Origin of the sequence: Kribbella sp. NPDC026611, from assembly GCF_040638345.1 — a bacterium.
In the GTDB taxonomy this organism is placed as follows: Bacteria; Actinomycetota; Actinomycetes; order Propionibacteriales; family Kribbellaceae; genus Kribbella.
The window spans coordinates 791,233-816,186 of the sequence record NZ_JBEZYC010000004.1; the positions used below are offsets into that span (position 1 = coordinate 791,233).

Below are 24,954 nucleotides of genomic sequence, written 5' to 3' on the forward strand. Positions count from 1 at the left end.
CTAGTGTCACACGGCGTCGTGATCAGCGGGCGGCCCAGTTGAGGTAGGCGACGTTGGCCAGGAGCCAGCCGAAGCCGATGGCCTGTTGGCCGTCGACTTCGGGCGTGGGTTGGTAGCGGTTGTAGAGGGCCACGCAGTGGGCGTGGATCTGAGGGTCCCAGGCGGTCGCCTGCATCCAGCGGGGAGCCTGGTGGGCCACGGACGCGGCGCCGATAGGGCCGCCCGCGACCGTGGTGTGGACGGCGGGCAGGCCGGCGGGGTCGGTGGTGGCGATGTTCTGGGTGAAGGCGCGAGCGATGCGGGCCATGTCCTGCGCGGTGAAGGCCAGGCGCGCGCGGTACGCGCGGACGGCGAACTCGACGTCGATCGCGCCGTGGCTGATGTCCTCGAACTGACGGGCCGGGCCGGCTGACGGGGTGAAGATCGAGACATCGGTCTCCGGGCTCCCGGTCTTGGTGAAGCCTTCGTAGATCCGGCCGCCGGACGGCCAGTAGTGCCATTGGTAGGCGTCGCCGGCGTCGACTGTCAGTTGTCCGGTCAGCATCTTGGCCATGGCGGCGACCTTGCGGCGGTAGTCGCGGTCGCGGGTGGCCAGGGCGAGCTCGACCAGCGTCTGGCCGAGGGCGACGGTCTGGTTGATCGGTTGTTCGCAGCCGTCGTACGGGAGCGGTTGTCCCTTCGGCCAGATCAGGTAGCCGCCGTCCTCGCGGTACTCCCAGTCGTGGACGGCGACGGCTTGGCGGCAGGCGTCGAGGTACTCGATGGCCTTGCGGCGGTAGCGTCTGTTCAGTCGCGGCGAGCTGACGACGAGTCGGACGAAGCTGGCGATCGGGTAGGTGATCATGCCGGTGTGGACGGCGAAGATCACCGGCTTGGTGTGCATCTGGTACTCGCCGAGGGCGGGGAGATCGCCGGCACTGGGCGTTTCTCGGCGGTCGGCGGCGGTGAGTTGCAGTGGGCCTGGGGCGGCGGCGTAGATCCGGTTCACCGCGTAGTCCGCGTCGGCGGGATCCAGGGAGAGATCGGAGAGCGTTGTCTGGCGGTTCACGGAGGTGTTCACGAGCTGCACCGAGAACGTGTCCGGACGCGATCCGGCGGACACGGTGACGACGGTGTCCTCGGCGTACGAGAGCGCTTCCCGGAGATCGAGCAGCGGTCGGCCGTTGCTGTCGGCAAGAGTCGCGTAGCCGGTCGTGTACGGGTGGTCCGCCCGCCATGCCGGCAGCGACAGGCCGCGGTAATCCGTTACGCCACGAACGCTGTCCCGCACTCCCAGCACCTGGTCCACGTTGTCGACCAGCCGGTCGAGGTAATACGTGTCGCCGTACCGCTCGTACATCCTCACCAGCCCCAGCAACACATAGGACTGACTCCACGCGAGCATCCCGGACCGGCCGTCTCGGTTGGTATTGTCGTTGGGCTGATCCGGCTGCCCCGGCCCGCCCTGCTGGAACAGCCGATCCCACGCATCGAACGTCTCCCGCGCGGTGTAGTCGACCGCTACTCCCGTCGCGGAGGCCCGCGATGGCACCACCCCGCTGACGAGCCCACCGGCCGCGAGCCCACCGATCCTCAGCACATCGCGACGCGAAATCCCCTCAACCACCACAACCACCTCCAGCTGACCGCGGGCGGAACGTTCAGCAGGGGATTCCCATTCTCCCGCGCCAGGCGCCAGCCCGCAGCCGCTCTCGGGGGTTGCCCCGGACGGCAGAGCATTGTCGAATGAAGCCCTCGATCTGGAGGTTGGGGATGGGTACGTATCCACGACGGATGCACACCGCGCTCGACACCACCGACCCGCGCGGGCTGGCCGAGTTCTACCGGGTCCTGCTCGGGTTGCGGTACCGGGACGGCGACGAGCCGCCGGCCGACGGTACGACGGATGACGCGGACTGGCTGGTGCTGGTTGACGACGACGGGCAGCGGCAGTTGGCGGTTCAGGGGGTGGATGAGTTGAAGCCGTCGACCTGGCCGTCGGCCGAGGTACCGATGCAGTTGCACATCGACTACGCCGTACCGTCGCTCGACGAGCTCAACCGTCACCGGCGGCGGGCCGAGGAGCTCGGCGCTCAGCTGCTGCTGGACCGCACCGGCGAGGGCTTGGAGCCGTCGTACGTCATGGCCGACCCGGCCGGCCACCCGTTCTGTCTACTCGTCGGAACTCCATGACCATGCAAACCGGGTACGCCGAGCTCGGTGACCTGCGGATGTACTACGAGATCCACGGATCCCGGTGGTACTCCGTTGCTGCTCCTCCACGGCGGCCTGTTCACCATCGACCTCGGACGTCGTCGGGCTGCTCGGGCACCTCGACGTATCGCAGGTCGACCTCTTCGGCTTCAGCGTCGGTGGCGCGGTCGCGCTCCGCCTGGTGATCAGGAACCCGGAGCTCGTGCGCAAAGCCATCCTCTCGTCGGTCTCGTTCGACACCTCCGGCGACCGGCCGGAGAACGCGGGCGCCGTCGGCGGGATGAAGGTCCTGCCACCTTCGCAGCTCGCCGTCTTCCCCGGCACCACGCACTTCACCGGCCTCGCCCGCACCGCTCTCGTCCTCGACGCCGTTACCGCCTTCCTTGATGCGAGCTGACAGCTCTAGTCGCGGCCTTCTGAGGTGCAGAGGCAGACCTTGTTGCCTTCGGGGTCGGCGAGGACGGTGAAGGCCGGCGCCTCGTCGGTGGAGACGACGGTGCCGCCGGCGGCCACGGCTGCTTCGATGCGGGCGGGGACCAGCTCGATCGGGAGCCAGAGGTCGTAGTGGAAGCGTTGGCGTGGGGTCTCGTGGGCGTCGGTCAGCTGGAACCAGAGGGCGTCGAAGCGGCCGGTGGGGTCGCAGACCTCGATCTCGTCGAAGTTCTTCGCATCACCGGTGAGAACAGCCGCCCAGAACGGACCGACCAGCTCGCGGTCGGAGGTGTCGAGCCCAACCTCCAGCTTGGTCACCTGCAAAGGATCTGCCTTCAGCCCAAGGTCCGCAGCCACCTGGCTGATCCGCTCCGCAACCTCAGCCGACTCCACCTTCACATCCACGAAGGTCCCACCAAGCCGAACCTCCGGGGACCCAGGACTAACGTGAGCTGCGATGGCGGTCGCTAAGTTGGCTGACTCTGTCAGGGAGGTGGTGGGGTAGCGGGTGTGGAGGGAGGTGACTAGTTTGCGCCAGTCGGGTGGTATGGGGTGGGTCATCGCGGGCTCCTCGGGCAGGTCGCAGTGTCAGGCACACCTTAGGTGGGGGCGCCGACAGAGCTTCGGGTTGAGAATGGCGGCATGGGTGTTCGGGAGGACTTCATCGCGGCCGGCGAGGTCGCAGCCAAGCTTCTGACGGATCCGGCGGTCGCAGCTGCCTGGGACAAACCGAGTGCGTTGGCGGAGTTCAGCGTGGCGGGGCTTGCGGGGCATCTGGCGTTCCAGGTGCTCGCGATTCCGCAGATCCTCGAAGCGCCGCACCCGGCCGAGCCGATGGTCCCGGTGGAAGAGCACTACGCCCGCGTCGCCTGGGTCGACGCCGACCTCGATGCCGACATCAACGTGCGCATCCGCACCGGCGGCGAGGAGGTCGCCGCAGAAGGTCCGACAGCACTGGCCGCCCAACTGACCAGCACGCTGGAACAGCTGCGGGCGCGTCTCCGCAGTACCGCCAACCGCCCGGTCCGGATCGCCTTCTGGGGACCGTGGTCGCTCGCGCTCGACGACATGCTGCTCACTCGGACGATGGAACTGGTCGTCCACGCCGACGACCTCGCCGTCAGCGCCGGGATCGCAACGCCGGAATTCCCGGCGAGCGTGACCACCGCCGTGATAGATCTGCTGACACGGCTGTCGGTACGGCGCCACGGCCCGGCCGCCGTGGTCCGCGCGCTGACCCGGGCCGAACGCGCCCCGGCAACCATCACCGCCTTCTGACGCCCAACTACACAAGTCAGAAAGCGCAGAAACGGAGCGGCATGTACCGCAGGCTCGTCCTCAAGCTGTCCGGACAAGCGATCGCCGGCTCCGCCGAGTTCGGCTTCAGCAGCGACCGGTTGACCCACCTCGCGACAGAGGTGATCGCGCTGCGATCCACCGGCGTACAGGTCGCGGTCGTCGTCGGCGGCGGCAACATCTTCCGCGGCAACCGCGCCGAGGAGTGGGGTATCGACCGGGTCGAGGCGGACAACATCGGCATGCTCGGCACGGTGATCAACGCGGTCCTCCTCCGCGGCCGGGTCGCCGCGCTCGGCGCTCACGGCGTACGCCTGATGACCGCGATCCCGATCGACAACCTGGCCGAGCCGTACATCCGCCTCCGCGCCCTCCGCCACCTGGAGAAGGGCTCGATCGTCGTACTTGCCTGCGGCAACGGCCAGCCCTTCACCACCACCGACTACCCCGCCGTCCAACGGGCTGTCGAGCTCGGCGCCGACGCCCTGCTCGTCGCCAAGAACGGCACCGACGGCGTGTACGACGCCGACCCCAACCGGCACCTCGACGCCCGCCGCTTCGACCACCTCACCTACGCCGAGGTCATCGACCGCGGCCTGGGCGTCATGGACCAGTCAGCGTTCATCCTCGCCCGAGACCACCACCTCCCGCTCCACGTCTTCGACATAGACCGCCCCGGCGCCGCCGCCGCCATCACCAACGGTGTCCAGGTGGGGACCTTGGTCAGCTGAGGTTGTAGGTGGCGGCTAAATGGTTTGTGCTGGTTGGTTGTCGGTTGGTGTACTCGAGGAAACCACCTAGCAAGGAGTACTGAGATGCGAGCTCGCTTCATGTCTGTCGCGGAAAGGACTGTCACCTCGAACAAGGACATGAAGCTGCGTGAAAGTACTCAATCTTGGGATTCTGGCGCATGTTGACGCCGGGAAGACGAGCCTGACCGAGCGGCTGCTGTACGCCGCCGGCGTCATCGACGAAGTGGGGAGCGTCGACGACGGGAACACCCAGACCGACTCGCTGGCGCTGGAGCGGCAGCGCGGGATCACGATCAAGTCCGCGGTGGCGTCGTTCGCGATCGGGGACCTGATGGTCAACCTGATCGACACGCCGGGGCACCCCGATTTCATCGCCGAGGTGGAGCGGGCGCTGAGCGTGCTCGACGGTGCCGTGCTGGTGATCTCGGCCGTGGAGGGCGTGCAGGCGCAGACCCGCGTGATCATGCGGACCCTGCAGCGGCTGCGGATCCCGACGCTGATCTTCGTCAACAAGCTCGACCGCGCGGGCGCGCAGTACGACGCGGTGCTGGAGCAGATCCGGGCCAAGCTCACTCCGGCGATCGTGCCGATGGGCGAGGCCGTGCTCCAGGGGACGCCGAACGCGGGCTTCAAGCCGATCGTGCAGACGGACACCCTGCTCGAGGTGCTGACCGAGCAGGACGACGAGCTGCTGCGGCGGTACGTCGACGGTGAACAGCTCGGCCGGCTCGACAGGTTGCTGCGGAAGCAGACCCAGCAGGCCCGGGTCCATCCGGTGTACACCGGCTCGGCGATCACCGGCGCCGGGACCGAGGCGCTCACGGACGGGATTCGCGAGCTCCTCCCCCGCGCTGGCACCGCCACGACACCGCTCGACGGGCAGGTGTTCAAGGTCGAGCGCGGACGGGCGGGCGAGAAGATCGCGTACGTCCGGCTCAACACCGGCGCGCTCCACGTCCGCGACAAGGTCCGGTACGGCGACCACGACGCGAAGGTCACCGCCCTGCACGTGTTCGGCGGTACGACGACCGCGCAGGCCGGCCAGATCGCCAAGGTCTGGGGGCTACCGGACGTCCAGATCGGCGACCGCATCACCGACGAACCGGTCCCGCGGACCACGACGGCGTACTTCGCCCCGCCCACCCTGGAGACCGTTGTCGCGCCGCGCAAGCAGTCCGACAAGGGCAACCTGCGGGTCGCGCTCACGCAGCTCGCCGAGCAGGACCCGCTGATCAACCTCCGCCAGGACGACCTTCGCCAGGAGACCTACGTCTCGCTGTACGGCGAGGTCCAGAAGGAGGTCATCGAGACCACACTGGCCACCGAGTTCGGCATCGAGGTCGAGTTCCGCGAGACGACCACGATCTGCATCGAGCGTCTGCGGGGCTCGGGAGCCGCGGTCGAGTTCAACAAGAAGGACCCGAACCCGTTCCTGGCAACGATCGGCCTCCGGGTCGACGCCGCGCCGCCCGGCGCCGGCGTCACCTTCGGTCTCGAGGTCGAGCTGGGCTCGATGCCGTACGCGTTCATCAAGGCCGTCGAGGAAACCGTCCGCGAAACCCTGCAGCAGGGCATCCACGGCTGGCAGATCCCCGACGCCACCGTGATGATGACGCACTCCGGCTATTGGGCCCGGCAGAGCCACGCGCACGCCGTGTTCGACAAGTCGATGTCCAGCACGGCCGGTGACTTCCGCAACCTGACCCCGCTGGTCCTGATGACCGCCATCCAGCGCGCCGGTACGACGGTCCACGAGCCGATGCACCGCTTCCAGCTGGAGATCCCGACCGACACCACCCGCGCGGTCCTCGCGACCCTTGCCCGCCTGCGCGCCGTCCCGCAGGTGCCGGCGCTGGCCGCGGAAACCTCAACCCTGGAAGGAGAAATCCCCGCGGCAGCGGTCTACGAGCTCGACCAGCAACTCCCTGCGCTGACCCGCGGCGAGGGCGTCCTGGAGTCCGCGTTCGAGCGCTACCAGCCGGTGACCGGCCCGGTCCCGAGCCGCCCGCGGACCGACCACGACCCGCTCAACCGCCGCGAGTACCTGCTGCACGTTCAGCGCCGGGTGTAAGCCTCCACCGCGTCGGCGGGCGCCACCGCCCCGCCGGCGCGACGGAGGTGACCGGCCATCACCTCCAGCTGTTCCCGGACCAGCGGGTCGCCGGCAACCGCGTCGACGACGTCCCGCAGCGCGCCAGGATCCAGATCGGCCAGCCGCCGGCCCAACCCGAGCTCGGTCACGCGCTCAGCATTGAGCTGCTGCTCCGGCGTCTGCGGAAAGGTTGCCATCGGCACCCGATACAGCAGCGCCTCCATCACCGAGTTCTCGTTAAAGGTGTCGCCGGCAACCTGGAACTCGCGCGGCACGAACACGACGTGCAGGTCCGGCCGATTCGGCGCCTAGTCCAGCTCGACGAACTCGGCGCCTGCCGTAACAGCCGCGTTGCGGAACGCGGGTCCGGTCGCGTACGTGACCCGGGGACCGCGTCGTACCAGCTCGGCGACCAACGGATTTGCCTCTAAGGGCAGGTACCGCGTACCACCGTCGCGCCGAGCTCGTCGTCCGTCGTGACCGCTGTCGCCAACCCGTGCTCGCGCATGGCGGCAGCGGCGAGTGGTGCCTGGCGGTCGCTCGTCTCGACGAACAGGTGGCCGCCGGGCGTCAGCCAGTCCGGTGCCTCGGCAGCCACCCGGCGCAGCGTCGCGAGACCGTCCGGCCCGCCGTCGAGTGTCACGTGCGGTTCGTAGAGCCGCGCCTCAGGCGGCAGCAGCCGGATCTCGTCGGTGGGCACGTACGGAACGTTCGACAGCAGTACGTCGATCCGCCCGCGCAACCGCACCGGCAGCGCGGCGAACAGATCGCCCTGGTACACGTTCCCGCCGAACGCAGCCAGGTTGCGCCGGGCACATCGCACCGCGGCCGGCTCGATGTCGGCGGCGTACAACGACACCTGCCGCTCCGAGGCGACCGCCGCACCCAACGCACCTGCCCCACAACACAAGTCCACCACCACGGCATCCACAGCGGTGACTTTCAGCGCCTCCGCGACGAGAAACTCGGTCCGCCGGCGCGGGATGAACACCCCCGGATCGACCGCGATCCGCAACCCGCAGAACGAGGCCCACCCGACGACGTACTCCAGCGGCGACCCGGAAACCCGCTGGTCGACCATCGCCGCCAACTCGTCGGCGTCCCGGGCGGTCTCCGCGATCAACGCTGCCTCGTCCTCGGCGAAGACACACCCGGAAGCACGCAGCCGCTCGATCACCGGACCGAGCTCGACAGCAGAGGAGGCAGACACGAAAGCCGAACCTACCCGAAGGCGTTGACCCCGGTGAGCTCCGCCGACAGGGTCCACAGCCGCGCCGCCGACTCCTTGTCGATCGCGTACGGCCGAACGCCGGGCGCGTCGTCGGTCGACACCTCGGCGACCTCGCAGTCCTCCAGGAACACGCCACCCAGCCCGTCGAGCTGCGGCGACGTCGCGGCCCAGACCTGCGTTGCGGCGCCCTGCTCCGGCGTCTTGAAACCGACGACCGGATTGCCGTCCTCGTCGAGCCAGCCGTAGCCGGCCATCTCCTCGCGCGTCAGGTGCCGCTGGAGCGGAGTCATGATGCCGCCCGGGTGCAGCGCGAACGCACGGACACCGGAGTCCTTGCCCAGGGCATCCAGCTGGACCGCGAACAGCACGTTGGCGGTCTTCGCCTGCCCGTACGCCTGCCACTTCTCGTAGCCCTGGCGGAACTCGAGGTCGTCCCAGCGGATGTCCGACCGCCGGTGGCCGGTCGACGACACCGAGACAACCCGGCCACCGCCGTCGGCCACGATGGCCGGCCAGAGCCGGTTCACCAGCGCGAAGTGCCCGAGGTGGTTGGTCGCGAACTGCGCCTCCCAGCCCGGGCCGACCCGAGTCTCCGGGCTGGCCATGATCGCCGCGTTGTCGATCATGATGTCGATCGACCGGCCGGAGGCGAGGAAGCGCTCGGCGAACGCCCGGACGCTCTCCAGGTCCGCCAGATCCAGCTCGTCGACCTCGACGTTGTCGATCCCGGCCAGCGCCTCCCGGGCAGCGTCGGGCCGCCGGGCGGGTACGACGACGTACGCGCCGGCCTTGGCGAGCGCCTTGGTGGTCTCCAGGCCGAGGCCGGAGTACCCGCCGGTGACGATCGCGAGCTTGCCGGTCAGGTCGATGCCGGCGAGGACCTCGTCCGCGGTGCTGTCGTGCCCGAACCCCGAGCCGATCTTGTGCTGTGCCGTCGATGCAGTCATAGCACCGACCGTACGGCTTCGAGTGCGCTCAAAGTCAAGGCGCGTACGGGTCGTCCCGTAACGACTGGACCAGCCGCTGCAGCGCAGGGTTCGGGTTGTCGGGGCTCCAGCACGCGTGCAGCGTCACGGAGTGCGCATCGGTCGCCTCCAGCTCGCGGTACCGGACGCCCTCGACGCCCATCGCCTTGATCGACCGCGGGATCAGCGCACATCCCAGGCCGGCGCGGACCAGCGCGAGCATCGTCGGTACCTGCGAGGCGAGTTGGCTGACGGCGTACCGGTCCATGCCGATCATCGCCGCGCAGATGTCGTGCAGGTACTGCGATCCCTCCGGGCTGTATCCGATGTAGTCCTCGGTCGCGTCCACCAGCGACACCGGCCCGTCGCCCGACGCCAGCGGATGCGCGGCCGGTACGGCGAGCACGAGGTCCTCGGAGTGCACCAGCATCGACTCGAACTGGGACGGGATCGGCGGCCGCACCAACCCGAGGTCGATCTCCAGGTTCGCCAGCGCCTCGAACTGCGCCGGACTCACCAGCTCGGTCAGCTCCGCGGTCACGCCGGGCGTGCGCTTCCCGACCGCGGTCAGGAAATCCGCGAGAACGGCGTACGCCCCGATCGCCGTGAACGCGAGCCGCAGCGTTCCCGTGGTCCCGTCGGCCGCGCGACGAGTCGCCTCCGGGGCAACCTCGAGCAACGCGAGCACGCGGCGGGCGTGCTCGAGAAAGACGTCCCCTGCCGCGGTCAGCCGGACGCCGCGGCCGGTTCGGTCGAAGAGCCGGACGTCGAGCGTGCGCTCCAAACCTTGGATCTGCCGGGTGAGCGGCGGTTGGGTCAGGTTGAGGCGCTGGGCGGCGCGACCGTAGTGGAGCTCCTCGGCGACCGCCACGAAACCACGGAGTTGCTGCAGCGAGAGATCCATGCGCTCACGGTATCGGTTCATTCAGAAATGGGCTTGGACCTGCATAACGGAACGCGCTTACCGTCGGTTCCATGCCGAGACTCGCTGCCCTCTTCTCCCCCGAACGCGCCACCGATGTCGTCGACCCGGACACCCGCCGCTGGCTCGAGGACCGCTTCGAGGTGGTGTGGGCAACGTCCGCGCACGCCGTCGGCTCGGGATCCGCCGCCAAACCCCCGGCCCTGGACCCGGCCGCCGTTCCCGAGCTCGCCGCCGGCGCGGACGTCCTGCTGACCAGCTGGGGTACGCCGTCGCTCGGCAAGGAACTGTGGTCCGACGGCGCCGGCCCGAAGGTGGTCGCGCACGCAGCCGGCTCGGTGAAGAACCTGATCGACCCGGCCATCCTCGACCAAGGCGTCGCCGTGTTCTCGGCCGGACCGCGGATCGCGTGGTCGGTCGGCGAGTACTGCCTCGCCTCGATGCTGACCCTGGCCCGCCGTCTCCCACGCTTCGACGGCGCGATCCGCGCGGGCGGCTGGAAGCAGACGGAGTACCGCGGTCACGAACTCGCCGGCGCCAAGGTCGGGATCATCGGCGCGAGCAGCACGGCGCGGGCGCTGATCATGCTGCTCAAGCCGTTCGGCTGCGACGTCGTCGTCTACGACCCGTACCTGAAACCCGAGCACGCTGCAGAGCTCGGCGTCCGCATAGCCACCCTGGAGGAGGCTGCGTCCGGTCGGTTCCTCAGCATTCATGTGCCGAACGTGCCTGAGACCAAGGGCATGATCACCCGCGCGCTGATCTCGGACCTGCCCGACGGTGCGGTAGTGGTGAACTCCTCGCGCGGGCCGGCGATCGATCAACAAGCGCTCCTGGACCATGTGCTGCAAGGACGGATCTACGCCGCGCTGGACGTCTACGACCCCGAACCGCCGAACTTCAACGGTGACGTCCTGAGTGCCCAGAACCTGCTCCTGACACCGCACGTCGCCGGGGACACCGCCGAGGGTCACCTCGCGCTCGCCCGGTACGTCGTCGAGGACGCCCTGAGCTGGCTCGACACCGGAAGCAGAGGTCCGAGCTTCGTGGATCCCGCCACCTGGTCGATCGCGGCCTGAAAGGACGACCGATGTCCCGCATCACACAGGTTGAGGTCTTTCCCGTCGCGGTCCCGTTCGCTCGCCGCTTCGTGCTCGGCAGCGGCGCGGTCGGCGCTCCCGACACGGCGCCCGACCAGGCTGCCGCGGTCATCTTCGTGAAGCTGACCACCGAGGACGGCGTGGTCGGCTGGGGTGAGCAGCGAGCGCTCCCGAACTGGAGCTACGAGACCGCCGAGACGATGGCCGTCGTCATCCGGCGGCACCTCGCGCCGATCTTGCTGGAGCTGACGCCGTTCGACGTCGAGCTCTTCCACCAACGGGCGTCGAAACGGCTCAGCCCGGCGGTCTCCAACGGGTTCCCGTTCGCCCGGGCCGCGATCGACGTCGCGATGCACGACGCGGCCGGCAAGCTGGCCGGGGTTCCCGTGCACGCGTTGCTCGGCGGCAAGCTCGTCGACGAGATCCCGCTCTGCTCCGCGATCGGCGTCGGCGATCCGGACGCGATCCGGGAGCACGCGCTCCAGTCGTCGGACTACTCGGCGTACAAGGTCAAGATCGGCGGTGACCTGGACGCCGACACCGCAGCGATCGAGACCGTCGCCGAGGTGGCCGGCGGCAAGCCGCTCTGGCTCGACGCGAACCAGTCCTACCGCCCGGCCGCCCTGAAGCAACTCCTCGACCGGACCCGGGCGATCCGCACGATTCATTGCGTCGAGCAACCAGTGCCGAGCACCGACACGCTCGCGATGCAGCGGCTGCGCGGCCTGATCGACCTGCCCATCGCGATCGACGAGGGCAGCTTCTCCGCCCAGGATCTGGCCCGCGTGATCCGGCTGGACGCCGCCGACCTGGTCGTGGTCAAGATCTGCAAGTCCGGTGGTCTGCGCAACGCGCTCAAGACCGCCCAGACCGCTGTTGCCGGCGGCGTCGAGCTGCTCGCCAGCGGTCTGACCGACTGCGGCGTCGCGTTCGCCGCCGCGCTGCACGTGTTCAGTCAGCTCGAGCTCGCCCTGCCCGCCGAGCTCAACGGGCCGGAGCTGCTGACGGATCTGTACGTCGAAGGGCTGAGCATCACGAAGGCCGTCGCAACGGTCCCCACCGCCCCTGGTCTGGGCGTCGAGGTCGACGAGGAGCGCATCCGCGCCGAGTCGATCGACCTGCTCTACCGGTGAGGAGAAACAGTGCCCATTCACTCCCCTACGCTGTCCCGCCGCAGCTTCCTCGCGCGGACGGGTCTGGCCGGTGCCGGGCTCGCCGCCGGCCTGGCCGGCTGCTCGTCCGGACCACCGCAAGGCACCGCCACCTGGTCCATGTGGTCCAGCAGTGCCGCCGAGAAGAAGGTCTGGCAAGACTTCGGCAAGTACGTCGAGAACCAGCTGAAGGTCAGGTCCGTCGCGACCCTGACCCCGTCGACCGGCTACCCGACCAAGCTCGACCTGCAGCTCGTCAGCGGCACCGCGAGCCTGGTCACCGCCCTCAACGGCACGCTGATCCCGACGTACGCCGCCCGTGGCGCGCACCGCCCGCTCGACGACCTGATCGCCGCCGACCCCGACTTCACGCTCGACGACTTCTACCCCACCAGCCGGCGGATCTCGAGCTTCAACGGCAAGACCTACGCGATCGGGTTCGACGTCGCGCCCACGGTCATGTACTACAACAAGGACCTGCTGAAGAAGCAGGGCATCCCGCTCCCGAGCAGGACCGAGCCGATGTCCTGGGCAACCTTCCGCGACCTGGCCAAGCAGCTCACCACACCCGGGCAGCAGTACGGGTTCACCTGCGCGCCGGCGATCGACGACCTGGTCTCCTGGATCTACTGCGCCGGCGGCAACGTGATGAACGACGCGGCCGACCGCAGTATCCTCGGCGACCCGGAGGCGATGGCGGCGCTGCAGTTCGTGATCGACCTGTTCGTCAAGGACAAGGTGACGCCGCCGATCAAGAACCTGGTCACCGAGAGCTCGCTGTCCAACTTCCTGCAGGGCAACGTCGCGTTCATGCAGAACGGCCCCTGGCAGGTCGTCAACGCGCGGAAGGCCAAGTTCGACTGGGACATCATCCCGTTCCCGGCCGGTGCGGCCGGGAGCACACCGCGGGTCTCCGGTTCCAGCTTCGCGATTCCGTCCGGGGTCCGCGAGGGCGCCCAGCTCGACCTCGCCTGGAAGCTGCTCAAGACCCTGACCAGCACCGGCGCCCTGGACATCTACGCCAAGGCCGGCCGGAACAACCCGGCCCGGCTCAGCGCCGGCAGCGCGTTCCAGCCGCCGCCCGACAACCTCGGCATCGTCCAGCAGATCCTGGCCGGCAAGGTCGCCGGCGGCCACGCCTTCGACGTCACCACGAACTGGAACCAGGTCAAGCAGCTGCTCGGCCAGGACCTCCCCCGCACCTTCCTCGGCCAGGTCTCGGTCCCGGACGCGATCAACGGCCTCACGCCCCGCCTCGACGTCCTGATGCGCCAGCACCAGGACAACCTCCGCCAAGCCACCGCCAGGAAGGGGTGACCCCTGATGGCCGTCGACACCGTCCCCGCGACAACCACGAACGCACCACCGCGACCCGCCGCGAAGCCCACACCGCGCTGGCGCAACCGGGAGTCGCTCACCGCCTGGTTGTTCATCCTGCCCAGCCTGATCGGCTTCCTGATCTTCACCGCCGGCCCGGTCGTCGCGGCCGGCGTCATCTCGCTGCTGGACTGGAACCTGTTCAGCCCCGCGCGCTGGGCCGGCCTGCACAACTTCGCCCGCCTCGGCCCCGACCCGACGTTCTGGTCCGCGCTCGGCAACACGGCGTACTTCACCCTCGTCAGCGTCCCGCTCACGATCCTGGTCAGCCTCGCCCTCGCGCTGCTGCTCAACCAGGGCCTGCGGCGGATCGCGGTCTTCCGCTCGCTCCTGCTGTTGCCCTACGCAACCATCACGGTCGCGGTCGCGTTCGTCTGGATCTGGCTCTACATCCCGCACGACGGCCTGGTGAACGCCGTGCTCGGCTGGTTCGGCATCGACGGGCCCGCCTGGCTGATCTCCGACCACTGGGCGATGCCCGCGCTGATCCTGATGAGCGTCTGGAAGAGCTTCGGCTTCGGCATGGTCGTCTTCCTGGCCGGTCTGCAAGCCATCCCGCAGCAGCTCTACGAAGCCGGCCGCGTCGACGGTACGTCGCCGTGGAACAGCTTCCGGCACATCACGCTGCCGATGCTCTCCCCGGCGCTGTTCTTCGTGATCGTGACCTCGATCATCGGCTCGTTCCAGGTCTTCGACCAGGCCCTCATCATGACCAACGGCGGTCCGGGCTCCCGCACCACCACGCTGGTCATGTACATCTACCGGACCGGCTTCGAGAACTACGACCAGGGGTACGCCGCCGCGCAGTCGCTGGTCCTGTTCCTGTTCATCGTGATCATCACCGCCGCGCAGTTCCTCTTCCAGCGAAGGCTGGTCCACTATGACAACTAACGGGACAACTGACGTGCGCCGCAAGCTGATCGTCTTCGGCTGTTTCCTGGTCACCGCCCTCACCCTGATCCCCGTCGTGATGATGGTGCTCGTCGCGTTCCAGTCCGACGCCGAGTCGATGGCCGCCAAGCCGTCGTTCTGGCCGAGCAGCTGGCACCCGGAGAACCTCACCCGCGCCTTCGACCTGGTCCCGCTCGGCAAGTACCTGCTGAACACCGTGTACTTCGCCGGCGGTACGACGATCCTCGAGACGGTGACGGCCGCGCTCGCGGCGTACGCGTTCGCCCGGCTGCAGTTCCCCGGCCGGACTTGGCTGTTCGGGATCTACCTCGGCACGCTGATGATCCCGTCGCAGGTGACGCTGATCCCGCAGTTCGTGCTGGTCGCGAAGCTGCACGGGATCGACACCTGGCCCGGCATGATCCTGCCGCACGCGTTCACCGCGATCGGTGTCTTCCTGCTCCGGCAGTTCTTCCTCGGCATCCCGCGCGACTACGAGGAGGCCGCCCGGCTGGACGGCGCGAACCGCTGGCAGGCGTTCGTCCGGGTGATCGTCCCGTTGGCGGTCCCCGCGATCGCCACGCTCGCCGTGTTCAAGTTCATCGGCCAGTGGAACAACCTGCTCTGGCCACTCGTCATCTCCAACAGCGACGCCACCCGGACGGCGTCCGTGGGCCTCCAGGTCTTCCAGGACACCAACGGCACCCAGTGGAACTTGTTGCTGATGGCAGCGACCGTCACCACGATCCCCCTGATCATCCTGTTCTTCCTGACGCAGCGCTGGTTCGTCCGAGGTATCACCATGAGTGGGCTGGGAGGCCGCTGAGCAATGACGTATCTCTGGTCCGTCTTCACCAAGCCCTGGTCCGGGCTGCCGGGCGACGAGCTGGCGAGGCTCGTCGCCGGGCTCGGCTTCCGAGGCATCGAGCTGCCGGTGCGCGACACGGCGTACGTCACGGCGGCGACGGCCGAGGCCGAGCTGCCGAAGTTCACCGCGCAACTACGGGCCGAAGGCATCGAACCGATCAGCGTCGCCTCCGACCTGTCGGAGCAGGTGTTCGCCGCCTGCGCCGAAGCCGGCGTACCGATGATCCGCATCATGGCCGAGCTCGGCCCCGACGGGTACGCCGCTTCGGTACGGCGGAACCGGGAGCGGCTGGAAGAGGCCGCGGTGCTGGCCGAGCGGTACGACGTACAGGTCGGCGTACAACCGCACCACGGCCGGTTCATCTCATCGACGCTCGGCGTACTGCAACTCCTCGACGGATTGCCGGACCGGTTCAAGCTGATCTGGGACGCCGCACACGACGCACTCGCCGGCGACGACCCCGCGATCACACTCGAGCTCGGCGCCGACCGCCTCGGCATCGTGAACCTGAAGAACGTCCACTACGTTCGCAGCAACGGCAGCTGGAAGACGTACTTCGTCCAGGCCGAGGACGGGCTGTCCGATTGGACTGCCGTGTTCGCCGCACTGCACAAACTCAACTACAGCGGGCCGATCTGTCTCACCGGGCAGTACTCTGACCCCGCCGTACCGGTCGAGGACCGGCTGGAAAAAGATCTGCGCACTGCTGTCACATCCGCCGCGCAGTATCCGTCAACCGAGTGAGATCAACACACTCGAGACGGAGAACCTCCCATGTCAGCACGGATGCAGAACCCGACCGCACTCCTCCCGGACGCCACCAAGGGCATCCAGAACATCTACAAGGCCATCGGGCAGTCGGGCACCGACGGCAAGGTGCTCGAGCTCGTGCACCTGCGGGCCAGCCAGATCAACGGCTGCTCGCCGTGCGTCTTCGGCGGAGTCAAGTCGGCGCTGAAGAACGGCGAGACCGACGAGCGGCTGCACCAGGTCGCGGCGTGGCGCGACAGCGACCTGTTCACCGACGGCGAGCGAGCCGCGCTGGAGATGGCCGAGGCCGCGACCCGGCTGGCGGACAACCCGACTGCCGTCACCGACGACATCTGGGACGCCGCCGCGGACCACTTCGACGAGACGGAGCTGTCCGCGATCATCTTGATGATTGCCCTGACCAATCTGTTCAACCGCCTCAACACCACGGTGCGGGCGCCGGCCGGCGCCACCTGGTAGCGGTAGCTTGGAGCGCCGGATGTCGAGGAGATGTCCGGCGCTCCGACGTACCGGGTGAATGGAGGCAGACCGATGAAGTACATGCTGCTGATCTACGGGAACCAAGAGACCTGGGACGCGCTGCACGCCGAGGGCATCGACGGGGTGCTGGATCAGCACCGCGTGCTCTCCGAGGAACTGATGGCCAAGGGCGAATTCGTCGACGGGATCGGCCTGACCGCGGCGGGCGCCCGCGTGGTCACGGTCAACGACGGCGTAGCGGCGATCACCGACGGCCCGTTCACCGAGGCGAAGGAAGTGCTGGCCGGCTACTACATCGTCGACTGCAGCCTGGAGCGGGCGACCGAGATCGCGACCCGGCTGCCGGAGGCACGCTACTCACCGATCGAGATCAGGTCGTTCACCGATCCGCTCGAGACCTGAGAGCCTGCTCAGGAAGCCTTGGCTGTCCAGGGACTTGCCGGCCTCAGCTGGGCGTTGGCAGCTGGGACCGGCGAGTCGCTGACTCAGCCCATGCGTGTCCGGCGCGGTGCGACCGACGCGAGGACGACCCCACCTGAAGCGGGTTGATCGCCCATCCCTCGGCCTCCGCGGACGAACACTGTGGCACCGCGTGCCGGGAGCTCTTCTCCGGCACGGAGTCGAAGCGTGGTGGTGATGCCGTTGCTCAGCTCGAGCACCGCCACGCGTCGCGGCCGGACCGACGGGATCGACGAGGTCACCTCGTGGATGCCGGTGCAGACCGCTGGTTGGATTGCGGCTCGTCCGAGGCCCTCGTTGCCGTGACTCCTCACATCACGGCACTGCTCGGCGAGCCTTGTCATCGCAGACACACGTCCCCCTTCTCTTCGTGGTACCCCCGAGGGGTTGTTGATCAGGCAACCCTCGCTGAGAGTGATCACGTTTTCAAGGGATGGTGACCGGAATCCCGCGGGCCGGAACCTGTGTCCAGATCGCTGCCCAGAAAGGAACTACTGACCACCGAAGCCGGTGGTAGCAATCCCGCGGCCGCTAGCGTTCGGTGCTGGCGCGTTCGATCACGCGGTGTGGAATGATCACGCGTCGTGGTGCCGCGTGCTGGTCTGCCATCCGCTCCGCGAGCAGGTCGAGGGCGGCCGCGACGAACGCCCGGCGGTCGAAGTCGATGGTCGTCAGCGGCGGGATCATGAACTGGCTTTCGAGGATGTTGTCGAACCCGGCGACCAGCGTCCGGCCCGGTACGTCGATGCCCGCGCTCCACAGCGCGGACAGCGTGCCGGAGGCCATCGAGTCGGTGAAGCAGAAGAACGCGTCCGGCAGCTCGTGCTCGGTCAGGTACTTCGCCACCACGGTCGCGGCACCCTCCGGCCGCCACCGGTCCAGCGCGATCTCGAGCGCCGGATCACGCGGTACGCCGGCTTCCTCGAGCGCCTGGTGGTACCCAAGGGTCCGCAGCCGGGACGCCGCCGTACCGGGGGCCTGGGCCGAGCCGGCCAGGACGCCGGCGCCGCTCGAGCCGCGCGGGATCTCCGGCGCACCAACGGCGGCGATCCGGCGGCAGCCCTGGTCGAGCAGATGCTTGGTCAGGTCGCGGGCGGCGACGACGTTGTCGATCGCGACCTGGCTCACCACGTCCTGGTCGACGTCACCGATCAGCACCAGTGGCGGCAGCGGGCCGGCCGTCGTCACCGCACTGTCGTCGAGGTTCACCGGGTTCAGAATCAGGCCATCGACGAGGTACGCGCGAGCCTTGGACAGCAGCTCGAACTCGCGCTTCGGCTCGGCCGCGGTCTGCTCGATCTGCACACCCCAGCCGCGTTCGTGGGCGAGCTCGACGACCAGGTGGACGATCTCGGCGGAGTACGGCCGGAGCAGGTCCGGGAGCGCGAGCGCGATCATCCCCGACCGGCCGTTGCGCAGGCCGCGGGCGCTCATGTTCGGAACGTAGTCGAGCTCGGCCAGCGCGCTCTCGACCCGCTCCCGGGTCTCCGGCCGGACGAACACGACGCCGTTGATCACGTTGGACACCGTCTTCGGCGATACGCCGGCCAGTTTCGCGACATCTTTGACGGTGGGACGCATAGGCCCCATTGTCACACCCGGTTACCGCGTTCGGTAAGCACCGCCGTTCACGTGCAGGACCTGGGCGGTCAGGTGCCGCGCCGCGGGTGAGGCGAGGAAGTGGATCGTGTCCGCAATGTCGGCCGCCTGGCCCTCGCGCTTGGTCAGGGTCTGTTCGAGCAAGGTCTGCCGGCGTTGGTCGGTCAGGCGGCCCTGGAAGAACTCGGTCTCCGCGGTGAAGCCGGGCGCGACCACGTTGGAGGTGATGCCCCGCGGACCGAGTTCGGCTGCGAGGTCGCCGCTCCAGACGGCCAGCGCGGCCTTGGCTGCGCCGTACGACCCACCTCCGCCGCGGGCACCGGCGATCGAGCCGAGGTGGATGACGGCGGTGGTGAGGCGTGGCGCAAGCGCTGTCGTCGTGAGGACTGCGCTGACCAGGTTCGCGTCGAGGTTGGCCAGCCAGTTCGCCTTGAGCTGGGCCAGGTCCCCGTCCGGGCGGCCGAAGTCGGTGTTGCCGCCGGCGTTGTTGACCAGCACGTCGACCTGCTTCGGCAGCTCGCCGAGCAACCGCTCGAGCTGCTCCGGGTCGGTCGCGTCGCACACCACCGGGTGCGCGCCGAGATCCGCTGCGGTCTTCGCGAGGACGTCGGCTCGCCGGCCGGTGATGTAGACCTCGTCGCCGTCGGCCCGGAACCGCTCGGCGGTTGCCCGGCCGATCCCCGTCGCTCCCCCGGTCACCACAATCGTTCGCATCTCGATCCTCACGTTTAGACCTAAATGTTTAGACCTAAACGTAGCATGGTGGGCGTGCCCGACAACTACCCGTTCGATCCACCGAGCCCTTACCCGGCGGCCGAGATCGCCCGCGCCTGGCAGCGCGAGCGACCCGGTACGCCGACCGACTCGATCGAGATCGTCACTCCCCTGTGGCGGCTGGCCAAGCTGTTCGCCGACGACCGGCGCCGCGTGCTCGCCGACGCAGGCGTCGATCCGGCGACGCTCGACCTGCTCAGCGTGCTGCGGCGCGCGGGCACGCCGTACGAGCTCAGCACGCGCGAGCTGAGCCGCCGTACCCTCGTCACCGCCGGTGCGATCTCGCAGCGGGTCGCCCGGGCGGAGGACGCCGGGCTGGTCACCCGGCGGGCCGCAGCCGACGGAAGCCGCGCGGTGGTGGTGACGCTGACCGCGGCCGGGCACGACCTCGTCGAGCGGACGGTCGAGCAGGTCCTGGTCCGGGAGTCCGAGCTGATCGCGTCCCTGTCCCCCGACGCCCGGGACCGACTGGCGACCCAACTGCAGAAACTGCTCGACGAGGTCAGCCGAGTGGCCCGCAAACCTTCGTCGCGGCGTTGAGGGTTCCACGGAAGCTCAGGCCACGCAGGCAAGGGAAACTTTGCATGGGTGGTTCAATGACACCATTGAAGGATGCTTCCTGCTGACAGCCATGACGTCATCCAGGTGCGCGGCGCCCGCGAGAACAACCTCAGCGGCGTCTCGCTCGACATCCCGAAACGCCGGCTCACCGTCTTCACCGGGGTCTCCGGCTCCGGCAAGTCCTCCCTCGTCTTCGACACCATCGCCGCCGAGTCGCAGCGGCTGATCAACGAGACCTACACCGCGTTCGTGCAGAACTTCATGCCCAGCCTCGGCCGCCCGGACGTGGACGCGCTGCGGAACCTGTCCGCCGCCATCATCGTGGACCAGGAGCGGATCGGCGCCAACGCCCGATCGACCGTCGGTACGGCGACTGACGCGCACACCATGCTCCGGGTCCTCTTCAGCCGCGCGGCCACGCCGTACGTCGGACCGCCCTCCGCCTTCAGCTTCAACCGGGCCGAGGGGATGTGCCTGGTCTGCGAGGGCCTCGGCCGGACCACGTCGTTCGACCTCGACGAGCTGGTCGACCGCGACAAGAGCCTGAACCAGGGCGCGATCAAGGCGCCCGGGTTCGCCGTCGACAGCTGGTACTGGCAGCTGATGGCACGTTCCGGGCTGTTCGACCCCGACCTGCCGCTGAAGGACTACCCGGCCGAGGCCTGGCAACAGTTCCTCTACGCCGAGCCGACGAAGGTGAAGGTCGGCAAGAGCAACCTGAGCTTCGAGGGCCTGATCACCAAGCTCAAGCGGCTGTACCTGAGCAAGGACCTGCAGTCGATGCAGCGGCAGGCCCGGGCGTTCGCCGAGCGCGCCCTCCAGCAGGAGGTCTGTGCCGAGTGCGGCGGTGTCCGGCTGAACGCGGCGGCCCGGAGCGCGACCGTGAACGGGCGGACGATCGGCGAGTGCTCCCGGATGCAGATCAGCGACCTCGCGGCTTTCGTTGCCGAGGTCAAGCATCCGGGCGTCGGACCGATGCTGGACGGGCTTCGCCAGACGCTCGAGTCGTTCGTGACGATCGGACTCGGGTACCTCAGCCTGGACCGCGAGTCGGCTACGTTGTCCGGTGGCGAGGCGCAGCGGGTCAAGCTGGTGCGGCATCTCGGGTCGTCGCTGAGCGACGTGACGTATGTGTTCGACGAGCCGACGGTCGGCCTGCATCCGCACGACATCCGGCAGATGAACGACCTGTTGCTGCAACTGCGGGACAAGGGCAACACCGTGCTGGTCGTCGAGCACAAGCCGGAGACGATCCGGATCGCCGACCACGTCGTCGACCTCGGCCCCGGCGCCGGTCTGGCCGGTGGGCGGCTCTGCTACACCGGCGACCTCGACGGCCTGAAGAAGTCCGGGACGCTAACCGGGCGGTACCTCGATCATCGCGTCCGCCTGCGCGACGACGTACGGACGCCAACCGGCCGGCTGGCGATCACCGACGCGACGCTGCACAACCTGCGGAACGTGAGCGTCGACGTACCGCTTGGGGTGCTGACTGTCGTCACCGGTGTGGCCGGGTCGGGGAAGAGCTCGTTGATCCACGGTTCGCTCGCCGGCCGGGACGGCGTGATCATCGCCGGCCAGGAGCCGATCCGCGGCTCGCGGCGGAGCAACCCGGCGACGTACACCGGGCTGCTGGACCCGATCCGGGCCGAGTTCGCGAAAGCGAACAAGGTGAAGCCTGGGTTGTTCAGCGCGAACTCGGTGGGTGCTTGCCCGACCTGCAAGGGCATCGGGCTGGTCTACACCGATCTTGCGATGATGGCCGAGGTGGCGTCGGTGTGCGAGGACTGCAACGGTGCCCGGTTCACCGCGGAGGTGCTGTTCTATCGGTTGCGCGGGAAGAACATCAGCGAAGTACTGCGGATGACCGTGGCCGAGGCCAGGGAGTTCTTCGTGAAGGGGCCGGCGCGGGCGATCCTGGAGCGGCTGGCGACGGTTGGTCTCGGGTACATCGGCCTCGGGCAGCCACTGACCACTCTGTCCGGCGGTGAGCGGCAGCGGCTCAAGCTCGCGATCAACATGGGCAAGACCGGGTCGATCTACATCCTCGACGAACCGACGACCGGGCTGCACCTCGCCGATGTGGATCAGCTGCTGGCGATGCTCGGCACGCTCGTCGACCAGGGCAACACGGTCATCGTGATCGAGCACCACCAGGCCGTCATGGCCCACGCCGACTGGCTGATCGACGTCGGCCCCGGCGCCGGTCACGACGGCGGCCGGGTCGTCTTCACCGGTACGCCGGCCGACCTGGTGGAGAGCAGTCCGACCGTGACCGCCGAGCACCTCCGGCAGTACGTCTCAGCCGGCTAGCTCCTCGATCAGGTCGTGCCACGCGTTCAGATACTCCGCGGCCGCGCCGGTCTGGGTGAGCGTCACGCGCGCGCCGCCGTTGCCGTCCCGCAGGGTCCAGGTGACCTCACCATCGGACCACGAGTAGGTCAGCTCGAGTGGCACGTCAGCCTTCGTAACCGGTCCGGGTTCAATGCCCTTGGCAACGAACCCGGACGGTGGCGGGGCGCCGACGCGGACTGTCTCCGGGCCGGCGAGGCGCTCCCACACCGTTTCCTTCGGCTCGACCAGTTGCCGCTCGAAGCGGACCTCGCCGCCGTCGGTCACCGCACCCTCGTCAAGACCGAACACCTTCACGAAGTGTTCGTGGACGACGCGGTAGTCCTGCTCCGGCACGGTGTCACCGAGGACGCGTTGCAGGGCGTCGAAGCAGAGGGTCCAGCCACCCGCGAAGCTCCCGGATCCGGCGCGGTCGTCGTACGTCGCCGTGAAGTCGAGCGTGCAGCCGGTGCTGGTGGGAGTGAGCTCCCAGCGGAGCAGCTCGTCCCCCCAGGAGTACTCGAGCAGGCGCGGTGGGTCGACCACGCGGACCACGCCGTACGTCTGCCTGTCGACCGGCGCGCCCGGGTCGCGCTGGAAGGTGAACGTCATCGGGGCGTCCACCCGCAGTTCGAGCTCCACCGCCGTCGGGAACCAGGCGACGAGCTGCTCCGGCTCGGTGATGGCGCGCCACACCTTCTCCGCCGGATGCCGCAGTTCGCGCCGCATCCGTAGGACGGTCCGGCCGTTCTCCGCACTCAGGGTCTCGGTCATGACTCCATATATACCGCCTCAGGCATATACGATCAAGCGAAGCGGGCCAGGTCGGCGAGCTCGGCGGACAGGTCGACCGCCGTACCGAAGAGCTCGGTGCTGCGGTCGGCGTGCCGCCAGGAGCCGACGACCCGGCCGGATCGCACGATGGCCGGGCGCAGCATGCCGCCGCCGGGGAAGATCTGGGCCGGCAGGTCCTGGTAGCGGACCTTGTGGCCCAGGAGGTAGGGATCGAACTCGCCGAGCAGGCGGAGGTCCTCGCAGCCCGGTAGGTCGGCGACGGCGAGCAGCTCGGTGCCGGAGATGTTGAAGGTTGTGGTGGCGGCCGCCTGCAGGCCGCGGCGGGCGATGGGGACGGGAAGGCCGGACCAGGTGGCGAAGTCCTGAGGTGAGGCGGGACCGTAGGCGGTGAGGTAGCGGTGGGCCAGGGCTTCGAGATCGCCCTCCAGGACCAACGGCCGGCCCAGCCAGGCTCGGACGGCGACCCAGGTCTCGGAGCGGTCGTGACCCGGGCCGTAGCAGAGGCGGCCGAGCAGGCCGGTGTGGCGGATGAGTGCGTAGACCGCTTGGCCTTTCGGCTCGGGAATGAGGTCGGCGGCCACCAGTACGTCGGCCAGCTCGGCGCGGCTGGACGGTCCGTGCGCCAGGAGGTGTTCCTCGAGTACGTCGGCCGCCTGCGCGCGGATCGATTCGGTGAGGCCGAGCTCGCCGTACCGGCGTTCGGTGTCGCTGATCAGTTTCGGGGCGAGCAGAGCAAGCAACGCCCCGGCGTCCTCGGTCGGGACCAGTTGGAGGGTGCCGCGCATGAACCAGCCGCGGATGACCGAGCGGTCGTCCTCCTGGGCGACGGAGACATCGGCGAGAGTGGTGGCCGTGGAGCGGGCGCGGACGGCGTACGCGGCGCCTCGCCAGGTCTGCGCCTGGAGTCCCCCCGTCCGGCGTACGACGTCGGCCACCCCTCCGGGGCCGGCCTCGTTCACCGGACGCGCGAGGCTGTTGGCCTGCATCCTGGCCGCCAGTAGCCAGTCCACCGACCTCCGCGCCACCCCAGCATGACACCACGAACTGGGCCAGTCCGCATCTCGAACCCGAGAATCGCCCCCGCGCACCAGGTCGCGGGGGCGATTCGGCCGGCTCAGAGCTGGGCTGGACTCAGAGCTGGGGCTGGACCAGGTTGGCGTAGTTCGCCTGGCCGGTGACGTTCGGGTGGTAGGACTCGCTGATCGGGTTGGACAGGCCGTTGATCCACTCCGGGCTGCCGCAGACCGCGTGGCCGATGAACAGGCTGGTCGGGTTCACGAACCGGAAGCCGGCCGCGTTCGCGGAGGCCTGGATCTTCGAGTTGAGCAGGTCGGCGGTCGCGTTCAGCCGGGTCATCTCGTCGGGGCTGAAGAACGTGCCGGCGTTGCAGTCGGTGCCGTTGAACAGCCGCGGGTACCCGACCACGACGACCGTGGCCGACGAGGCCCGGCTGTGGATCGAGGCGTAGAGGGTGTTCAGCCGGCCTGGCAGGGTGTTGTTGATGATCGCCTGCGCGTTCGCGACCGCGCCGGTGCAGTCACCGAGCCACGACGGCTTGGCGCACTCGGTGATCACTGACGAGAAGCCGGCGTCGTTGCCGCCGACCTGGACCGAGACGATGTTGGTCGAGCTCGTCACCGACGGCAGCTGGTTCGCGGTGACATCGGCGACCTTCGCGCCGGAGCAGGCGACGAACGTCAGCGCGGCGCCGATCCGGGCGGCGTCGATGTACGGGTACGCCTTGGTGGATCGTTGGCAGGACCCACTGCTGGAGATGTAGGTGCGGGTGCCGACACCGGAGGCGTAGGAGTCACCGAGCGCCACGTAGTTCGTGGCGGCGTGCGCGACTCCCGGCGTGAGGATCATCGCGGCGCCGACAGCCGCGACGGACAGCAAACTGGCGATGGACTTCAT

The 24,954-nt window shown here is 68.7% G+C and carries 26 protein-coding genes; 15 read left to right on the forward strand and 11 right to left on the reverse strand.

The genetic code is table 11. From position 1 onward, the window contains the following. Positions 1-22: 22 nt before the first annotated feature. The gene (locus tag AB0E69_RS21000; protein WP_360148183.1) at positions 23-1,606 is read right to left on the reverse strand and encodes a hypothetical protein; all 1,584 of its coding nucleotides are present in this window, start codon (positions 1,604-1,606) and stop codon (positions 23-25) included. 146 nt (positions 1,607-1,752) lie between these two features. On the opposite strand from AB0E69_RS21000, the gene AB0E69_RS21005 reads away from it, so the two are divergent. Next, positions 1,753-2,172: a VOC family protein gene (locus AB0E69_RS21005; RefSeq protein ID WP_360148186.1), complete on the forward strand. Its 420-nt coding sequence runs from the start codon at positions 1,753-1,755 to the stop codon at positions 2,170-2,172. 64 nt (positions 2,173-2,236) lie between these two features. Further along, positions 2,237-2,590: an alpha/beta hydrolase gene (locus AB0E69_RS21010; protein WP_360148188.1), complete on the forward strand. Its 354-nt coding sequence runs from the start codon at positions 2,237-2,239 to the stop codon at positions 2,588-2,590. Between the two features lie 5 nt (positions 2,591-2,595). Here AB0E69_RS21010 and AB0E69_RS21015 read toward each other — a convergent pair whose 3' ends face one another. Further along, a complete protein-coding gene (locus AB0E69_RS21015) occupies positions 2,596-3,030 on the reverse strand; it encodes a VOC family protein (protein WP_360148191.1) in 435 nt (144 codons plus the stop codon). Between the two features lie 237 nt (positions 3,031-3,267). Between AB0E69_RS21015 and AB0E69_RS21020 the strand changes: the two genes are divergently transcribed. The 3 genes from AB0E69_RS21020 (at position 3,268) to AB0E69_RS21030 (ending at position 6,744) form a co-directional block, all read left to right on the forward strand. Beyond that, positions 3,268-3,903 (forward strand): maleylpyruvate isomerase N-terminal domain-containing protein, encoded by a 636-nt coding sequence (locus AB0E69_RS21020; RefSeq protein WP_360148194.1) that lies wholly within the window; start codon positions 3,268-3,270, stop codon positions 3,901-3,903. A 41-nt stretch (positions 3,904-3,944) separates the two neighbouring features. Beyond that, a complete protein-coding gene (gene pyrH, locus AB0E69_RS21025) occupies positions 3,945-4,652 on the forward strand; it encodes a UMP kinase (protein ID WP_360148197.1) in 708 nt (235 codons plus the stop codon). Positions 4,653-4,800: 148 nt separating this feature from the next. Beyond that, positions 4,801-6,744 (forward strand): translation factor GTPase family protein, encoded by a 1,944-nt coding sequence (locus AB0E69_RS21030; protein ID WP_360148200.1) that lies wholly within the window; start codon positions 4,801-4,803, stop codon positions 6,742-6,744. Here the strand turns inward: AB0E69_RS21030 and AB0E69_RS21035 are convergent. The 4 genes from AB0E69_RS21035 to AB0E69_RS21050 form a co-directional block, all read right to left on the reverse strand. Beyond that, complete coding sequence (locus tag AB0E69_RS21035) at positions 6,729-7,046, reverse strand: hypothetical protein (RefSeq protein ID WP_360148203.1); 318 nt, start codon at positions 7,044-7,046, stop codon at positions 6,729-6,731. The genes AB0E69_RS21030 and AB0E69_RS21035 overlap by 16 nt on opposite strands. 146 nt (positions 7,047-7,192) lie before the next feature. Further along, positions 7,193-7,975 carry a putative protein N(5)-glutamine methyltransferase gene (locus AB0E69_RS21040; protein WP_360148206.1) on the reverse strand — a complete coding sequence of 261 codons (783 nt, stop codon included), beginning with the start codon at positions 7,973-7,975 and terminating at the stop codon, positions 7,193-7,195. Positions 7,976-7,986: 11 nt separating this feature from the next. Next, positions 7,987-8,943 carry an SDR family NAD(P)-dependent oxidoreductase gene (locus tag AB0E69_RS21045; protein WP_360148209.1) on the reverse strand — a complete coding sequence of 319 codons (957 nt, stop codon included), beginning with the start codon at positions 8,941-8,943 and terminating at the stop codon, positions 7,987-7,989. Between the two features lie 34 nt (positions 8,944-8,977). After that, on the reverse strand, positions 8,978-9,865 hold the full coding sequence (locus AB0E69_RS21050) for a LysR substrate-binding domain-containing protein (protein ID WP_360148212.1): 888 nt from the start codon (positions 9,863-9,865) through the stop codon (positions 8,978-8,980). Between the two features lie 71 nt (positions 9,866-9,936). Between AB0E69_RS21050 and AB0E69_RS21055 the strand changes: the two genes are divergently transcribed. The 8 genes from AB0E69_RS21055 to AB0E69_RS21090 all read left to right on the forward strand — a co-directional run bounded on the left by AB0E69_RS21055 (position 9,937) and on the right by AB0E69_RS21090 (position 16,923). Next, on the forward strand, positions 9,937-10,962 hold the full coding sequence (locus AB0E69_RS21055) for a hydroxyacid dehydrogenase (RefSeq protein ID WP_360148215.1): 1,026 nt from the start codon (positions 9,937-9,939) through the stop codon (positions 10,960-10,962). A gap of 11 nt (positions 10,963-10,973) precedes the next feature. Further along, complete coding sequence (locus tag AB0E69_RS21060) at positions 10,974-12,116, forward strand: enolase C-terminal domain-like protein (RefSeq protein ID WP_360148218.1); 1,143 nt, start codon at positions 10,974-10,976, stop codon at positions 12,114-12,116. Between the two features lie 9 nt (positions 12,117-12,125). After that, positions 12,126-13,451 (forward strand): sugar ABC transporter substrate-binding protein, encoded by a 1,326-nt coding sequence (locus AB0E69_RS21065; protein ID WP_360148221.1) that lies wholly within the window; start codon positions 12,126-12,128, stop codon positions 13,449-13,451. A gap of 6 nt (positions 13,452-13,457) precedes the next feature. Further along, positions 13,458-14,402 carry a sugar ABC transporter permease gene (locus AB0E69_RS21070; protein ID WP_360148224.1) on the forward strand — a complete coding sequence of 315 codons (945 nt, stop codon included), beginning with the start codon at positions 13,458-13,460 and terminating at the stop codon, positions 14,400-14,402. Beyond that, the gene (locus AB0E69_RS21075) at positions 14,392-15,228 is read left to right on the forward strand and encodes a carbohydrate ABC transporter permease (protein ID WP_360148227.1); all 837 of its coding nucleotides are present in this window, start codon (positions 14,392-14,394) and stop codon (positions 15,226-15,228) included. The genes AB0E69_RS21070 and AB0E69_RS21075 overlap by 11 nt, the downstream gene beginning before the upstream one ends. Before the next feature lie 3 nt (positions 15,229-15,231). Then, positions 15,232-16,014 carry a sugar phosphate isomerase/epimerase family protein gene (locus AB0E69_RS21080; RefSeq protein WP_360148230.1) on the forward strand — a complete coding sequence of 261 codons (783 nt, stop codon included), beginning with the start codon at positions 15,232-15,234 and terminating at the stop codon, positions 16,012-16,014. 30 nt (positions 16,015-16,044) lie between these two features. Beyond that, positions 16,045-16,500 (forward strand): carboxymuconolactone decarboxylase family protein, encoded by a 456-nt coding sequence (locus AB0E69_RS21085; RefSeq protein ID WP_360148233.1) that lies wholly within the window; start codon positions 16,045-16,047, stop codon positions 16,498-16,500. Between the two features lie 72 nt (positions 16,501-16,572). After that, positions 16,573-16,923 carry a YciI family protein gene (locus tag AB0E69_RS21090; RefSeq protein WP_360148236.1) on the forward strand — a complete coding sequence of 117 codons (351 nt, stop codon included), beginning with the start codon at positions 16,573-16,575 and terminating at the stop codon, positions 16,921-16,923. A 588-nt stretch (positions 16,924-17,511) separates the two neighbouring features. Here AB0E69_RS21090 and AB0E69_RS21095 read toward each other — a convergent pair. Together AB0E69_RS21095 and AB0E69_RS21100 are read right to left on the reverse strand one after the other, a co-directional pair. Beyond that, positions 17,512-18,561: a LacI family DNA-binding transcriptional regulator gene (locus tag AB0E69_RS21095; RefSeq protein WP_360148239.1), complete on the reverse strand. Its 1,050-nt coding sequence runs from the start codon at positions 18,559-18,561 to the stop codon at positions 17,512-17,514. 21 nt (positions 18,562-18,582) lie between these two features. Beyond that, a complete protein-coding gene (locus AB0E69_RS21100; RefSeq protein ID WP_360148242.1) occupies positions 18,583-19,293 on the reverse strand; it encodes an SDR family oxidoreductase in 711 nt (236 codons plus the stop codon). Positions 19,294-19,347: 54 nt separating this feature from the next. On the opposite strand from AB0E69_RS21100, the gene AB0E69_RS21105 reads away from it, so the two are divergent. Together AB0E69_RS21105 and AB0E69_RS21110 are read left to right on the forward strand one after the other, a co-directional pair. Continuing rightward, positions 19,348-19,893, forward strand: coding sequence for a MarR family winged helix-turn-helix transcriptional regulator (locus tag AB0E69_RS21105; protein ID WP_360148245.1), 546 nt, complete (start codon positions 19,348-19,350; stop codon positions 19,891-19,893). 72 nt (positions 19,894-19,965) lie between these two features. Next, entirely contained in the window at positions 19,966-22,227 is a 2,262-nt protein-coding gene (locus AB0E69_RS21110; RefSeq protein WP_360148248.1) for an excinuclease ABC subunit UvrA, read from the forward strand. On the opposite strand, the gene AB0E69_RS21115 is transcribed toward AB0E69_RS21110, so the two are convergent. From AB0E69_RS21115 to AB0E69_RS21125, 3 genes are all read right to left on the reverse strand, one after another. Continuing rightward, entirely contained in the window at positions 22,216-23,019 is an 804-nt protein-coding gene (locus AB0E69_RS21115; RefSeq protein ID WP_360148251.1) for an SRPBCC domain-containing protein, read from the reverse strand. The two genes, AB0E69_RS21110 and AB0E69_RS21115, sit on opposite strands and share 12 nt — an antisense overlap. Before the next feature lie 32 nt (positions 23,020-23,051). Next, positions 23,052-24,050: a winged helix DNA-binding domain-containing protein gene (locus tag AB0E69_RS21120; RefSeq protein WP_360148254.1), complete on the reverse strand. Its 999-nt coding sequence runs from the start codon at positions 24,048-24,050 to the stop codon at positions 23,052-23,054. 121 nt (positions 24,051-24,171) lie between these two features. Further along, entirely contained in the window at positions 24,172-24,954 is a 783-nt protein-coding gene (locus AB0E69_RS21125; protein ID WP_360148257.1) for an SGNH/GDSL hydrolase family protein, read from the reverse strand.

What these genes read in the sequence shown, in the direction of transcription:
- AB0E69_RS21005 (WP_360148186.1), top strand. Translation starts at nt 1,753, where the DNA reads ATGGGTACGTATCCACGACGGATGCACACCGCGCTCGACACCACCGAC.
- AB0E69_RS21020 (WP_360148194.1), top strand. Translation starts at nt 3,268, where the DNA reads ATGGGTGTTCGGGAGGACTTCATCGCGGCCGGCGAGGTCGCAGCCAAG.
- pyrH (WP_360148197.1), top strand. Translation starts at nt 3,945, where the DNA reads ATGTACCGCAGGCTCGTCCTCAAGCTGTCCGGACAAGCGATCGCCGGC.
- AB0E69_RS21045 (WP_360148209.1), bottom strand. Translation starts at nt 8,943, where the DNA reads ATGACTGCATCGACGGCACAGCACAAGATCGGCTCGGGGTTCGGGCAC.
- AB0E69_RS21050 (WP_360148212.1), bottom strand. Translation starts at nt 9,865, where the DNA reads ATGGATCTCTCGCTGCAGCAACTCCGTGGTTTCGTGGCGGTCGCCGAG.
- AB0E69_RS21055 (WP_360148215.1), top strand. Translation starts at nt 9,937, where the DNA reads ATGCCGAGACTCGCTGCCCTCTTCTCCCCCGAACGCGCCACCGATGTC.
- AB0E69_RS21060 (WP_360148218.1), top strand. Translation starts at nt 10,974, where the DNA reads ATGTCCCGCATCACACAGGTTGAGGTCTTTCCCGTCGCGGTCCCGTTC.
- AB0E69_RS21070 (WP_360148224.1), top strand. Translation starts at nt 13,458, where the DNA reads ATGGCCGTCGACACCGTCCCCGCGACAACCACGAACGCACCACCGCGA.
- AB0E69_RS21075 (WP_360148227.1), top strand. Translation starts at nt 14,392, where the DNA reads ATGACAACTAACGGGACAACTGACGTGCGCCGCAAGCTGATCGTCTTC.
- AB0E69_RS21080 (WP_360148230.1), top strand. Translation starts at nt 15,232, where the DNA reads ATGACGTATCTCTGGTCCGTCTTCACCAAGCCCTGGTCCGGGCTGCCG.
- AB0E69_RS21085 (WP_360148233.1), top strand. Translation starts at nt 16,045, where the DNA reads ATGTCAGCACGGATGCAGAACCCGACCGCACTCCTCCCGGACGCCACC.
- AB0E69_RS21090 (WP_360148236.1), top strand. Translation starts at nt 16,573, where the DNA reads ATGAAGTACATGCTGCTGATCTACGGGAACCAAGAGACCTGGGACGCG.
- AB0E69_RS21095 (WP_360148239.1), bottom strand. Translation starts at nt 18,561, where the DNA reads ATGCGTCCCACCGTCAAAGATGTCGCGAAACTGGCCGGCGTATCGCCG.
- AB0E69_RS21100 (WP_360148242.1), bottom strand. Translation starts at nt 19,293, where the DNA reads ATGCGAACGATTGTGGTGACCGGGGGAGCGACGGGGATCGGCCGGGCA.
- AB0E69_RS21110 (WP_360148248.1), top strand. Translation starts at nt 19,966, where the DNA reads ATGCTTCCTGCTGACAGCCATGACGTCATCCAGGTGCGCGGCGCCCGC.
- AB0E69_RS21115 (WP_360148251.1), bottom strand. Translation starts at nt 23,019, where the DNA reads ATGACCGAGACCCTGAGTGCGGAGAACGGCCGGACCGTCCTACGGATG.
- AB0E69_RS21125 (WP_360148257.1), bottom strand. Translation starts at nt 24,954, where the DNA reads ATGAAGTCCATCGCCAGTTTGCTGTCCGTCGCGGCTGTCGGCGCCGCG.